The organism is Pseudomonas sp. NBRC 111140, assembly GCF_001320885.1.
Classification (GTDB): domain Bacteria; phylum Pseudomonadota; class Gammaproteobacteria; order Pseudomonadales; family Pseudomonadaceae; genus Aquipseudomonas; species Aquipseudomonas putida_P.
Window position 1 is genome coordinate 20,552 of sequence record NZ_BCBQ01000074.1, and the last position, 12,987, is coordinate 33,538.

14 protein-coding genes are annotated in these 12,987 nt (G+C 60.8%); 5 read left to right on the plus strand and 9 right to left on the minus strand.

What is annotated here, in order from left to right; all coding sequences use genetic code 11:
* Window positions 1-63: 63 nt before the first annotated feature.
* The 4 genes from APH42_RS21070 to APH42_RS29440 form a co-directional block, all read right to left on the minus strand.
* The gene (locus APH42_RS21070; protein ID WP_012272237.1) at window positions 64-489 is read right to left on the minus strand and encodes a hypothetical protein; all 426 of its coding nucleotides are present in this window, start codon (window positions 487-489) and stop codon (window positions 64-66) included.
* 18 nt (window positions 490-507) lie between these two features.
* Window positions 508-1,272 (minus strand): membrane protein, encoded by a 765-nt coding sequence (locus tag APH42_RS21075; protein WP_012272236.1) that lies wholly within the window; start codon window positions 1,270-1,272, stop codon window positions 508-510.
* A gap of 76 nt (window positions 1,273-1,348) precedes the next feature.
* Window positions 1,349-1,753: an RNA polymerase-binding protein DksA gene (dksA, locus tag APH42_RS21080; RefSeq protein WP_012272235.1), complete on the minus strand. Its 405-nt coding sequence runs from the start codon at window positions 1,751-1,753 to the stop codon at window positions 1,349-1,351.
* A 5-nt stretch (window positions 1,754-1,758) separates the two neighbouring features.
* Complete coding sequence (locus APH42_RS29440) at window positions 1,759-1,986, minus strand: hypothetical protein (RefSeq protein ID WP_069942644.1); 228 nt, start codon at window positions 1,984-1,986, stop codon at window positions 1,759-1,761.
* A 157-nt stretch (window positions 1,987-2,143) separates the two neighbouring features.
* Here APH42_RS29440 and APH42_RS21085 point away from each other — a divergent pair, with 157 nt between their 5' ends.
* Window positions 2,144-2,581 carry an SgcJ/EcaC family oxidoreductase gene (locus APH42_RS21085; protein ID WP_012272234.1) on the plus strand — a complete coding sequence of 146 codons (438 nt, stop codon included), beginning with the start codon at window positions 2,144-2,146 and terminating at the stop codon, window positions 2,579-2,581.
* On the opposite strand, the gene APH42_RS21090 is transcribed toward APH42_RS21085, so the two are convergent.
* The 3 genes from APH42_RS21090 to APH42_RS21100 all read right to left on the minus strand — a co-directional run bounded on the left by APH42_RS21090 (window position 2,560) and on the right by APH42_RS21100 (window position 5,797).
* Window positions 2,560-3,201 carry a dTMP kinase gene (locus APH42_RS21090; RefSeq protein ID WP_060494149.1) on the minus strand — a complete coding sequence of 214 codons (642 nt, stop codon included), beginning with the start codon at window positions 3,199-3,201 and terminating at the stop codon, window positions 2,560-2,562. The two genes, APH42_RS21085 and APH42_RS21090, sit on opposite strands and share 22 nt — an antisense overlap.
* 115 nt (window positions 3,202-3,316) lie before the next feature.
* Window positions 3,317-4,420, minus strand: a complete 1,104-nt coding sequence (locus APH42_RS21095) for a P1 family peptidase (RefSeq protein WP_060494155.1) — start codon at window positions 4,418-4,420, stop codon at window positions 3,317-3,319.
* Window positions 4,421-4,432: 12 nt separating this feature from the next.
* Window positions 4,433-5,797, minus strand: a complete 1,365-nt coding sequence (locus APH42_RS21100) for an APC family permease (protein WP_060494150.1) — start codon at window positions 5,795-5,797, stop codon at window positions 4,433-4,435.
* A 195-nt stretch (window positions 5,798-5,992) separates the two neighbouring features.
* Here APH42_RS21100 and APH42_RS21105 point away from each other — a divergent pair, with 195 nt between their 5' ends.
* Window positions 5,993-6,784 carry a helix-turn-helix transcriptional regulator gene (locus APH42_RS21105; RefSeq protein ID WP_060494151.1) on the plus strand — a complete coding sequence of 264 codons (792 nt, stop codon included), beginning with the start codon at window positions 5,993-5,995 and terminating at the stop codon, window positions 6,782-6,784.
* A gap of 1 nt (window position 6,785) precedes the next feature.
* Here APH42_RS21105 and APH42_RS21110 read toward each other — a convergent pair whose 3' ends face one another.
* On the minus strand, window positions 6,786-7,574 hold the full coding sequence (locus APH42_RS21110; protein ID WP_060494152.1) for a helix-turn-helix transcriptional regulator: 789 nt from the start codon (window positions 7,572-7,574) through the stop codon (window positions 6,786-6,788).
* Between the two features lie 161 nt (window positions 7,575-7,735).
* Here APH42_RS21110 and APH42_RS21115 point away from each other — a divergent pair, with 161 nt between their 5' ends.
* The 3 genes from APH42_RS21115 (at window position 7,736) to APH42_RS21125 (ending at window position 12,680) form a co-directional block, all read left to right on the plus strand.
* A complete protein-coding gene (locus tag APH42_RS21115) occupies window positions 7,736-8,557 on the plus strand; it encodes a carbon-nitrogen hydrolase family protein (RefSeq protein ID WP_060494153.1) in 822 nt (273 codons plus the stop codon).
* Between the two features lie 97 nt (window positions 8,558-8,654).
* Window positions 8,655-9,977, plus strand: coding sequence for an APC family permease (locus APH42_RS21120; RefSeq protein WP_012272227.1), 1,323 nt, complete (start codon window positions 8,655-8,657; stop codon window positions 9,975-9,977).
* A gap of 159 nt (window positions 9,978-10,136) precedes the next feature.
* Window positions 10,137-12,680 (plus strand): HWE histidine kinase domain-containing protein, encoded by a 2,544-nt coding sequence (locus tag APH42_RS21125; protein ID WP_060494154.1) that lies wholly within the window; start codon window positions 10,137-10,139, stop codon window positions 12,678-12,680.
* A gap of 140 nt (window positions 12,681-12,820) precedes the next feature.
* On the opposite strand, the gene APH42_RS30565 is transcribed toward APH42_RS21125, so the two are convergent.
* Window positions 12,821-12,987 (minus strand): hypothetical protein (locus APH42_RS30565; RefSeq protein ID WP_177336859.1); only part of this gene is annotated, 167 nt, incomplete at its 5' end.

Below are 12,987 nucleotides of genomic sequence, written 5' to 3' on the forward strand. Positions count from 1 at the left end.
TTCCCCAAAATGAGCACGTGATGGAACAATAGCCGAGTGCACGGTGACTGATTGTTCCTCGCTTCAACCTTGTCGTGGCCTTTGCAGGTTGTCGAAAGCTTTCAACAGGGCATCCATTGCCGCTTTGCAGTCATCCTGCTGCGGCTGGCCTGCACGCAGTGCATCGAGTGCCCGATCGATAGCCTTGTCCAGTACATGCCAGTCGCTGGCCGCGCGTGGCTTGATCCCGGCCTCGGCGTCGTCCCAGCTTTTTTCCAGGTCTTTGATGCGGGCCTTGGCAGCCGGCAAGTCCTGGGCATCGACCTTGGCCGCCACATCCTCGGCAATGGCCCGGAATGGGCTGAGGTCGCCCAGCTTGGTCGCTGCTTGGGCGCCCGCAGGTGCCTGCTGTGTTTGTTGTTGATCCGGTTTGGAACAACCTTGGGTTAGCAGCACGCCAAACGTGCAGGCGATTGCCAACGTCGCTATGCGTAAACGATGCGAAATCATGGGTAACTACCTTTTTGATCAACGGGCGAGTCGTTTGGACTGTTCGGCGCTGAACTGGGCAACGCCGACCAGGATGAAGATGACGCAAAGAAACAGTGCACTGGTCCAGGTGGCCCCCATGCCGAGGCCGCCATATGCGTGCGATTGAGTCAGCAGGTCGCCCAGGGAAGCACCAAGTGGTCGAGTCAGAATGTAAGCCACCCAGAACACCAGCACCGTACTGGCGCCCAGTCGCCAGGCGAGCACGCAAACGGCGATCAATACGGCAAAGATCACCACGCCGATATCAAAGCCAAGCCCCAACGCTTCGGTAGCCAGGTCACCGCCAGCAGTGCCTAGCGCGAAAGTACAAAGCACGGTGGTCCAATAGAAAAGCTCGCGCCTTGCGGTAACGATCTCGCGTATCGACAGGTTGCGCTCCAGCACGTACCAGATCGCAAAGTTGGCAGCCAGCAACACCGAGAAAAACGCTGTGCTGGCGTAAAGGCTGATGTCCAGCTCGTCGGTCAGGATGTCGGTGATCTGGGTGCCCAGAATGCTCACCAGCACCACGCACAGCCAGTAAATCCAGGGTTCACAGTGGCGCTTGCGCAACTGCAAGGCCAACGCACCCGCCAGCAGCACGGCCATCACCGCACTGGTGATGGCCAGCCCCCAGCCTACGTCGACGGCGAGAAAGTCGGCGAATGTTTCGCCCACCGTGGTGGACATGATCTTGATGATCCAGAAGGACAGCGTCACTTCCGGTACTTTGTTGAGCCAAGTGCTGCTCGGCGCATTCATCGAGTAACCTCCTCAGGTTCCAAAGGGGTATCCGAGTGCGAGGTTACCGTTGAACACTTAGATCAGGCTGAGCGCCTCAGTCATCGCGTATGTGCCGCTCCCTGCGCTCTTGCCGCTCCTTGGCCTCAATGCTCAGCGTCGCTGTTGGCCGCAGCAGCAAGCGTTTCAGGCCGATGGGCTCGCCAGTGTCCTTGCACCACCCGTATTCGCCCCGAGCAAGGCGCTGCAGGGCTTCGTCGATCTTGTCCAGCAGCTTCTTTTCCCGCTCGAGCAGGCGCAACTGCCATTGCCGTTGCTCCTCCACAGTGCCCAGGTCGGAAGGGTCACTGCTTGGCTCGAATGTGCGCATGAGTTCGAACTCGCTGGAGATTCGCGCTTGTAACACTGTGCGCTGCGACAGCAGCAGGTCACGGAAGAATGCCTGCTGCGAGGCATCCATGTAGGCCTGTGCAGGCATGCGAAGCAGCTCTTGTTCGTTCATCGCTATCACTCTTGCGTCAGGTTCAAAAGGGTCAGTGCCGCTGTGCATTGAATGCCAGAGGCAACCCTTGACAGTGTTCGTTCAACACAACGCCGAAAGTGCATGCAGCACCAGCGGCAACCCCAGATGCTGCTGGCGATTTTCTCGATGCGTGCGCAGGTAACCCGGACGTCTGCATCGAAAACCTTGCCTTCGTTCACCAAGCGGGCATTCCTGACAAGGATTCGGCTCATGCAGGAGCTTCCTTTTGGTTCCTGCCCACCACGAGGTGTTCGCACTTGAGGGACATGATCTGAAACTTGTCTCGATAATGTTATGTTATAACACATTATCTCATCCCGGCATGAACATGCCACCCATCCCTTTTGAACCTTATGTGAGCAAGCCCCCATGAGCGCTACGCCTACCGCAGCCCAGAACATTGAACCCTATGCCGACACCGAACTGGCCTGCCTGGCGGGTGCCAAGGCGGCGCTTTATCGGTGGGCTGCAACGGTAGCCACGCGTGACGTGGAGCAGGTGCTGGCACTGTATGCGCCAGACGCCATTCTGGTGCCGACCTTGTCCAACCAGGTGCGCGATTGTGATGACAGCCGACGCAGCTACTTCGACAACTTCCTGGCCAATGATGGGCTGGTGTGTGACGTTCAGGTGTTCAAGAAGCGCGTCAGCCGCAAGCTCGGCACCGTGGTGGTCGGCGGGCTCTACACCTTCGTCTACCGCAATGGCGGTGAGCAGCACGTGGTGCCGGCAAGGTTTTTATTCACCTTTGAACGCATTGATGGGCAATGGCTGATCACAGGCCATCACTCATCGGTCGAGGCTTGAGTCCATTTCGTTCGCAGTACTCGATCAATCTCGCCAACCAGTTGCCGTGTGGCCGCCTCGATCGTCCCTTCATTGCGGCACAGCACCCAGCCGTGCGCTGCAACCGCCCGCTCGAACGCCTCGGTACAGGCCACCTGCTCATCCAGGTTGTGGATAACCGTGCTGCCCAGCCCGCGCGTGCGGGCCGCAGCCCTTGCCCATGAAGTTTCTGGGGCGGTGACAACCCCGACATGCAAATCTGGCACTTGCACGCTTCGTTCAAGGTTCAGGCGCAAGATATGGTCAAACGGCACAGTGCGGCGGAACGCAGCGTCAGAGGGGTACCAGCGATCAATCAGGATGATGCTGTCAGCTGGCTGCCTGGGCAGTACATGTCGGGAAATCCACGCACGGCTTGCAGCAAAGCGTTCGCACACCCTGAACTCCAGGTCCTGGCAAGGGCTTCTGGCGAGCTGGTTGACCAGGGCCATGGTTTCGCGCCGGTAGGGGTCGTTGTTTCTTTCGCAAAGACGAATCACCTTTTTTCCTTCCACCCTCAGGGCCTGGGTAACGGCTTCCAGCAGCGTGGTCTTGCCGGTGCCCTTGGGCCCATCGATGGAAACAAATAGCGGGCGGTTCATCTTTCAATACCTGTTGGCTCAGGCGCGGGATGAGACCACCGATCACCGCCTGCATACAAGCAATTATCGAAAGGAGAACATCTGTACTCCCCAGGTATACGCACTTCCCCAAGTATCAACCTTGAGCCTTCCAGCCCACTTGTTCGAGGGCCATCAGCAAGCGTGCACCCTCAAGGCCAGGCACCTCTCGTCCATCTCCTGCCAGCATCGACCTGCCTGCCAGGATCGCGTTGACAATGGCTTCCTCCACGGCCTCGGCCGCCGCGGCGAACAGCGGCGAAATATGGTCGTTGTTGACCATCGCCACTTGCGCGGTCACCGGCAGATCGCGGCGGTTGTAATCGGCAGGCGCCAGCCCGGTGTTCCCCGTCGAGAAGGCCAGGAAGATATCGCCACTGGAGTCATCGGTGCCGCCCCCGGTGCGGGCAATGCCCAGCGCAGCACGTTGCGCCAGGCGTTGACATTGATGTGGCAGCAACGGTGCATCGGTGGCCAATACCACCACGATCGAGCCCATGCCAGGGGTGTCCTGCTGGTCAAATGGCGAAGGAAGGCCAAGCAACACCCGGCCCACGGGATAGCCATCCACCCGCAGCTCACGACGCTGGCCATGATTGGCCTGAACGAAGGCGCCCACCGTCCAGCCACCCTGCTCTGCCAGCAACACCCGTGACGCCGTACCAATCCCGCCTTTGAACTCATGGCAGATCATCCCGGTGCCGCCGCCTACGCCACCCTCGGCCACCGGCCCGCTGCATGCTGCCCCCAGCGCTTGTTGAACCAGGTCCGCGTTGACATGCTGGCCCCAGATGTCGTTCAACACGCCGTCGTAGGTCTCCATCACCACCGGCATGCACCAGTAGGTCGATGCGTCCGCCAGGGTCGCATGCTCGTGGGCGATCAGCGCGTCGCGCACCACCCCAACGCTGTGCGTGTTGGTGGTGGCAATGGCGGTCGTCAACAGGCCCGCTTCACGAATCCACTCCAGGCCTGTGGCATCGCCATTGCCGTTCAATACATGGCAGCCGGCAAAACAAGGCTGATGGCGCGCCGGGCCTTCGCGGGGCTCGATGACACTGACACCGGTACGCACAGGTTTTCCGTCATGGGTCGTGTTCAGGGTGGCGTGGCCAACCCGTACACCCGGTACATCGGTGATTGCGTTGTACGGGCCCGGTTGGCCAAGGCCCAGCGTGATACCGAAGTCGCGTGTTCGCATCATGTCTCTCGCTCAAAGTTTCTGAAACGCCGGGCTCAACCTGCCATATGTGCCATACAGCAACATGGAGGTAAGCAGAAGCCCGACAATGATGAAGATGTCCCGGGCCGAAGCCGCACTCAGCAGGGTCGTCAGCAGGTAACCGGCACCGGTCACGGCAGCCAGTGCCGGCAACGGCCACAGCGGCATGCGGTACGGGTGCTCGCGATCACGGCGCAGTACCCGGCTGAACAGTGCGCACAACCCCACGACCAGGTACACACAGAGGATCAGCAGTACGGTGAAAGACGTGAGTTCTGCCAGGTTGGAGCTGAAGGTCAGGGCCGTGGAAGGCACGGCAAGGAACAGCGTGGCCAACCACGGCGACTCCCACTTGGGATGAATGCGGGTGAATGTACGGTTCAGGGCCGGCATCCACAACGCATCCCGCCCGCTGCTGTAGATCACCCGCCCACTCTGGATCACCAGGGCGATGATGGCGTTGAACACCGACAGGAAAATCCCGCCACTCACCAGGCGCGACAGCGTTTCGTTGCCATGCGCCGTCAGCAGGTAGCCAATCGGGTCCGGGCTGGCCAGCATCGCCTCCAGCGAGGGCGCGCCGATCAGCAGTGCCAGCAGCGGGATCACTTCGATGGCCACCACCAGCACCAGTGACCACAGCACCGCCTTGGGGATGCCACGCCCGCCGCACTTCATGTCTTCTGCCAGCAACACTGCGCCGCCAAAACCATTGAAGGAAAACAACGCCGTGCCGACCGCACCAATCACCAGCGCCCAGGGTGCCGCATGCAGTATCCCGTTATCGAGCACCAGTGGGCTGACCAGGCTGGTGAGCGGTTGCTGGGCATGGCCGAAGCCCAGCACCACGATCACCATCAGCGCCGCTACCTCAAGCAACAGGCAGATGCCGGTAACCCATGCGTTCAACTTTATATTGAGGATACCCAGCAGATACCCCAGGGCGACAATCACCAGGGCCACCGCCTGCCCATCAAGCTGGGAGCCCAGCGCCGCATTCAAGTACGTGGCAGCCCCGGTTGCCAGTACCGGTGGAATGAACACCAGCATCGCCAGCACGGTAAGAAAGGTGGCGTAACCGGCCATGCCGCCAAATACCCGTTTGGCAAACACGTACTCTCCCCCGGCAGCACTGTGGGCGCGCCCCAGTTCGGCATAGCAAAGTGCAAACATCAGCGCCAGCACGCCACCGAGCATGAAGGCCCAGATCACCCCGGTACCTGCCTGGGCGATGGCAAATGGCGCGATGACGAAGACCGAGCTGGCGGGGGTGACCGAAGATACGGTGATGGCGACGACATCAGCGACGCTCAGCGTCGGTTTCAGTTTCGAGAGGGGTGCACTACAGGACGTCATTTGTTCATCCTCACGTTGTTGTTAGTGTCAGGAGGCAGAACCAGGAAACGAAACATGGCGAGCTCGACGGCCCGCTTGATGGGGATGAAATCTATGCGCCAGCGCCCAGTCGGACAATTCCCACTAAGGGGTACCCCCGGTTGACAGCTGTGGCAAAGCGAGCGCCAATGCCCTACCGCTTTCAAGGACGCCGTCGTGGACATTCTCTTTCATGAAGTTGCCGCTCATACCGCGTTGGCCAGAGCGATCGAGCAGATTGGCAGCCCGCGCTTCTGGCGCCAGCTGATCCTGGTGCTACGCCACTGGGTGCCGTTCGACAACGCACTGGCGATTCACTTCGCGGCCCATGGCGCGCCCCAGGTGCTTGAGGAATACGACGCCGCGCCAGCGCCGGCCGCAGGTGAGCTGTACCTGGACGGCCTGTACCTGCTGGACCCTTTCTACCAGGCCGCCCGCGAAGGCTTGGCCAGTGGTTGCTACCACCTGGAAGAAGTGGCCCCGGACCATTTCTGGCAAACGGACTATTACCAGAACTACTTCCAGGACCATGTGCTGGTGGACGAAATCCAGTTTCTGTTGCAGTTGCCGGACGGGGTGTTGTCACTGTCGCTGGGCATGCGCCGCGCTTTCGATGCAACGGAACTGGGCAAGTTCAACCTGGTCAGTGCCTGGGTGCTGGCCCTGCTTCAGCAGCACTGGGCGCGTAGCGACATCTCGGTGCCCGTGCGGCCACCGGTTGGCGATGCCTTGGCCAGGTTTGCCCAAGGCCTGTTGTCCGAGCGCGAGCTGGAAATTGCCCGCCTGATACTGCGCGGCTACTCGTCGAAGGCGATGGCGCAACGGCTGGGGATCTCGCCGGAGACCATCAAGGTGCACCGGCGCCACCTGTACGCGAAGCTGAACATCTCATCCCACCCGGAACTGTTTTCGATGTTCATCCGTGAGCTGGGGTTCACCGATGAACGCGCGGAGCCTACATCACCTTGAGTCAACCCAGCTGGGCCTGAAGAAACAGCGAAAACAACTCCGATTGCGACTTGATCCCCAGCTTGCTGTACATATGCTTGCGGTGCACCTTTACGGTTTCGACAGAGATTTCCAGCTTGCGCGCAATCTCCTTGCTCGAACAGCCGCTGAGCATCAGCCGGCCCACTTCCAGCTCACGTCCGGTCAGCGGCGACTGCATCTGCTCGACCTTTTCCTCCATGCGGCTTTGCCAGTGCGGCGCAGGCTTGGTGGCCGCCTTCAACAACTCTCGCTCGAAAGCCATGCGCTGGCGCATCAGGCCAGACACCCAAGGCCGCAACAGTTCCAGCAGGGTGACCTGTTCAAGGGTGAAACGGCGTTTGCAGCCAAGTGAAAGGCAAAGCGTACGTTGCGCATCCAGTTGCACGTTGAACTGAATTTCATCCGCTACCACGTTGAGGCGAAAGTAGCGCTGGTAGTAATCGGTCTGCTCGAAGCACTCGGGGGCGACGTCCGCCAGCCGCACCAGGCCAGATGCCGCAGCTTCGCGGCTGGCCACATAGAAGGGGTCCAGCAGGTACAGGCCGTTCAAGTAATCCTGGAACAGCGGATCAGGGTTGCCGTCCTCACTGGGGCATTCGGCAAACACCTGCGGTTGCCCCGCCGAAAACAGCAGCGCGACCCAACTGTCGCAGGGCACGTATTCGTTCAACAGCCGCACCAGGGCAGGCCAGAAATGCGCTTTATCGAGCGTTTCGATCAGTTGGCCCACCGCTCGGTGCCAGGCAATGTCGTGCAGCGTAAAATTCATCCTCTACCCCTGCAGGGTTACCACGTGGGCGTAATACCCCAAGCGTGATCACCACCCCATAATCCGGGCTAGCTTACGCTGACCGAACCTTTACCGGGGTCGTTTTTTACGCCCCATGCCGCTTGCGCATGGTGGTTGAAGCAGACAGTCGAGGAATCCACATGAAGGTCGAACTTGTGCAATTGGCCGGTCGCGATGGCGACACCGCACACAATTTGCAGCGTACCATCGAGGCAATCAACAACTGCCACGCAGGTACCGACCTGCTGGTGTTTCCCGAAACCCAGCTGACAGGCTTCCCTACCGAAGACAACATTGGCCAGGTCGCCGAAGCGCTCGATGGCCCGAGCATCACGGCCATTCAGCAGGCAGCCTGTGCGCGGGACGTTGCCGTAGTGGTGGGCATGGCCGAAGCCGCCGTCGACGGCAACTTCTACAACACCACCGTGCTGGTCACGCCGGAGGGCGTCGCCCTCAGCTACCGCAAGACCCACCTGTGGGCATCGGACTCCGGCGTGTTCACCCCAGGGGATCGCTATGCCACCGCCCTGTTCAAAGGCGTGCGTGTCGGTTTGCTGATCTGCTTCGACATCGAATTCCCCGAATCCGCCCGCGCCCTGGGCCAGCTCGGCGTCGAGCTGATCATCGTCACCAACGGCAACATGGACCCGTATGGCCCAACTCACAAAACCGCCATCAGCGCACGTGCCATGGAAAACCAGGCCTTCGCGGTCATGGTCAACCGGGTCGGTGACGGTGATGGCGGCCTGGTCTTTGCCGGTGGCAGTGCCGTGGTCGACCCCTACGGCCAGTTGCTATGCGAAGCGGGCCGTGGCGAGTGCCGCATGACCGTCGAGCTGGCCATGGAGCAACTGCAACAAGCACGGCGCGACTACAGCTACATCGCCCAGCGCCGTATTCGCCTGCCGGGTGAACTGCTCGAGCATGAAAACGGCCTGCGCGAATTGATCGTCCCCGCCTGATACTCCGCCATTCAAGCCCCCTCACGGGCAAGCAAGGCCGCCAAGGACGGCAGCACGTTCGACTCTGAATAACAATCACAAGCTGGAGCAAGCAGTAATGGCCACACTCAAGCGAACACTTTCGCTGGGTTCGGTGGTGCTTTTCGGCATCGCCTACATGACCCCGATCATCGTCCTTGGCACCTTTGGCATTCTGGCGGATACCACCGCAGGGATGGTGCCCGCAGCCTACCTTGCGGCCGCCATCGCCATGCTGTTCACCGCCTTGAGCTATGGCAACATGGCGCGCGCCTTCCCGGTTGCCGGGTCCGCCTATACCTACGTACGCAAGTCGATCAGCCCGCAACTGGGCTTCATCACCGGTTGGGCGGTGCTGCTCGACTACCTGTTCCTGCCCATGGCGATCTGGCTGATTGGTGCCGCCTACCTGCACTCGGCTTTCCCCAGTGTGCCGCAGGCCATCTGGGTTCTGGCGTTCATCGCTGTGACCACTACCATCAATGTGATTGGCCTGCGCCTGGCGAAAACCGTAAACGGCCTGCTGATGCTCATTCAGCTTCTGGTGCTGGCGGCGTTTGTCGCCCTCGCCGTGCACTACGTGTGGGGTGATCCCACGGTACCGCTATGGACCCTCGAGCCCTTTTACAAGGAAGGTGCCCAGTTGCCGCTGATCATGAGCGGTGCCGCGATCGCCTGTTACTCCTTCCTCGGCTTCGATGCCGTCAGCACCCTCACTGAAGAGACCAAGGAGCCACGCAAGAACATCCCAAGGGCCATCCTGCTGATCACCCTGATTGGCGGCGGTCTGTTCATCGCCTGCAGCTACTTCGTGCAGCTGGCCCACCCGTCTACCGACTTCATCAACGCAGATGCGGCAGCCTATGAAATCGCCCAGAACATCGGCGGCGACCTGTTCGTGAGCGTTTTCCTGCTGGGGCTGATCGTTGGCCAGTTCACCTCTGGCCTGTCGGCTCAAGCCAGCGCCTCCCGGCTGCTGTATGCAATGGGCCGTGACGGTGTGTTGCCCAAGTCGTTCTTTGGCAAGCTGAGCGAGCGTTTCAGCACACCAGTGCCCAGTATCATCCTGTGCGGGGTCGTCGCCCTGCTCGCCTTGCGCATGGATGTGACCACGTCCACTTCGTTCATCAACTTCGGCGCCTTCCTGGCCTTCAGCCTGGTCAACCTGGCGGTCATCTTCCATTACTGGCTGGCCATGGGGCAACGCGGCGGCACAGCCGTACTTCTATACCTGGCATTCCCACTGGTGGGCTTGGTGTCCAACGTGTGGCTGATGGCAAGCCTGGATCACCTGGCAATCTACCTGGGGCTGGGATGGTTGTGCCTGGGCATGCTTTACCTGACCGCAATTACCCGCGGTTTCAGCAAGCAGCCACCCGAGATGCATTTCGAAGAAGCGTAGTGAATCACGTAACAGGTAAGGGGCCGGAGCATGCAAACCTCTCGGCCTTGCTTGCAAGCGCGCTTTCACCTGCCGTGCCCAAATGCGGCAATGCCTGCTAGTCTGACGGACGATGGAGGCCGTGCTGGCTGCCTCCCCTTTAGCCACAGGCACCGGCCAATGACCTTCAACCCCCAAGTAAACCTGACCAACTGCGACCGCGAGCCCATCCAGACGCCCGGCAGCATCCAACCCCACGGCTGCCTGCTGGCCTGTGATGCATCGGCGACCGTGGTCCTGCGCCATTCAGTCAACGCCCCGGATGTGCTTGGCATAACAGGCGATATCAACGGCCAGAAGCTGCAAGCGGTGCTAGGGGACGAGGTAGCCCACACCTTGCGCAACGCGTTGGCCCGTACCCGCGAAGCCTCGCGCCCTGCACTCAGCTTCAGCGTTAGGCTGCCTAACGGCCAGGCTTTCGATGTCGCCGCCCACCTGTTCAAAGGCACTGCGATCCTGGAGTTCGAACCGGCCGGCGCCAGCATCGCCGAGCCTATTGAGCTGGCGCGAACCCTGATTGCCCAGCTGCGCGAAATCGAACAAACCAGCAAATTGTTCCGCGACGCCGCCCGCTTTGTCCGGGCAGTGCTTGGCTATGACCGGGTGATGATCTACCAGCTAGGCACCGACGGTGCCGGCAAGGTGGTCGCAGAGGCCAGGCGCAGCGACCTCGAAAGCTTCATGGGCCAGTACTTTCCCGCGTCCGACATCCCGCAGCAGGCCCGTGCGCTTTATCTGCGCAACCCGATCCGGGTCATTTCCGACGCCCAGTTCAAAACGGTGGCCATCGAGCCTGTCCTCGATCCGTCAGGCGAACCGCTCGACCTGTCCTACGCGCACCTGCGCAGCGTGTCGCCGATCCATTGCGAGTACCTGTGCAACATGGGCGTGGGCGCCTCGATGTCGATATCGGTGATCGTCAACGGCGAACTGTGGGGGATGATCGCCTGCCACCACTATGCACCCCGCACGCTGGCCATGGGGCAGCGGGTAGCCGCGGAGATGTTCGGCGAGTTCTTCTCCCTGCACATCGAGACCTTGCGCAGCCGGCAGAAGCTCGAAGCTGCCGTGCAGGTTCACAAAGCGCTGGACAGCATGCTGCGCGACGCCAACCAGACAGCTGACATCGATACGTTCTTCCACGCACGCCTGCCACGGTTGATGTCGCTGATCCCCTGCGATGGCATCGGCATGTCGCTACAAGGCCGCTGGTCAACCGTCGGCCTGGCGCCGCCTAAAACGGCCGTCCCCGATTTGCTGCGCCTGGCAGACATGGTCAGCGAAGGCCGGACCTGGGCGTCCAACCGTCTGTCAATGGTATTACCTTCAGCCCAGGCATACTTCACCGAAGTATCGGGCGTCCTGATCATCCCGATGTCGCAGCAGCCGAGGGATTACCTGATCTTCTTCCGCAAGGAGGTGGTCGAGACGCTCGACTGGGCCGGGGACCCGAACAAGACCTACGACAGCGGCTTGCTGGGCGACCGCCTGACACCCCGCAAAAGCTTTGCCATCTGGAAAGAAACCGTTCACCAGCAGTCGCTGCCCTGGACCGAACAGGACCGCCAGTTTGGCGACTCCATCCGTACCGCCATCGTCGAAGTGGTGCTGTACAACAGCGAACTACTGGCCAGCGAGCGCACGAAGGCTGAAGTGCGCCAGCGCATCCTCAACGAAGAACTCAATCATCGGGTCAAGAACATTCTGTCGTTGATCGGCGCTCTGGTTGCCCACCCGACCTCGGAAAGCCAGACACTGCAGGACTACGTGACGACACTGAAGGGGCGCATCCAGGCGTTGTCTCTCGCTCACGATCAAGTGGTACGTGGTGATGGTGGCGGGCGACTGGCCAAGCTGCTGGAGGCAGAGCTTTCACCCTACCGCACCGCCGCTGGGGTGATCGAGCTGCAGGGCCCGAATGTTACCCTTGATGCCCGCGCCTATTCGGTCATGGCTTTGGTGCTGCACGAGCTGGCAACCAATGCCGCCAAATACGGCGCGCTGTCGCGGGCTGGCGGCAAGCTTGCAGTGAGCTGGGCCATCGACGCTACCAACGCCTGCGCCATCAGTTGGCGTGAAAGCGGCGGGCCAACGGTTCGGCCACCTACCCGCAATGGCTTTGGCTCGGTGCTGATCGACCGCAGTATCCCGTTCGACCTTGGCGGCACGAGCGCGGTGGAGTATCACGCCGAAGGCCTGCAAGGGTTGTTCAAGATTCCTGCAATGCACCTTTCCGTGGCCGAGGCTGCCGAACCCGCGAGCCTGGCTGCGCCCATCGCACGTGCCAAGGATATCTTCGCAGCGCAAACAGGGCTGAGTGTGCTGATCCTCGAAGACCAGCTGGTGATCGCGATTGGCCTGGAACAGATTCTCAACGATGCGCAGATCAAGGACGTGATCACCGTCAGCTCCGAAGATGAAGCCTTGCGCTTGATTGCCAGTCGCACACCGGATGCCGCGATATTGGATGTCAACCTGGGCACTGGCACATCCATTTCTGTGGCCGATGAACTGGTGCGTCGGCAGATTCCGTTCCTGTTCGCCACCGGCTATGGCGACAGCATCAGCATTCCCGAGCACCTGCAGCACGTGCCCGTCACACGCAAGCCCTATGACGCCAATGCCATTCTGGCCAGCTTGAAACGGTTGCTCGATCTGGGCTGAATGGTTGTAGCAGCCTCGTGCTGCGAAAAGGCCCGTACGGCTGACAGTGATGTGTCGGCTATACGGGCCTCTTCGCAGCACAAGGCTGTTACAACAAGGGCACGGCGCCAGACATGAAGTGGCGCCAGCCCTGTCAGGCGTTATACCGCCAGCGCGCGCTCACGCAACTCGCTGTTGAGGATGCGGTCGTTCTCGCTGTAGTCGACCGGGCAGTCGATCACGTGCACGCCTGGGGTCTTGATGCAGTGTTCCAGCAGCGGCAGCAGGCCTTCGGCGCTTTCCACGCGGTGGCCATTGGCACCATAAG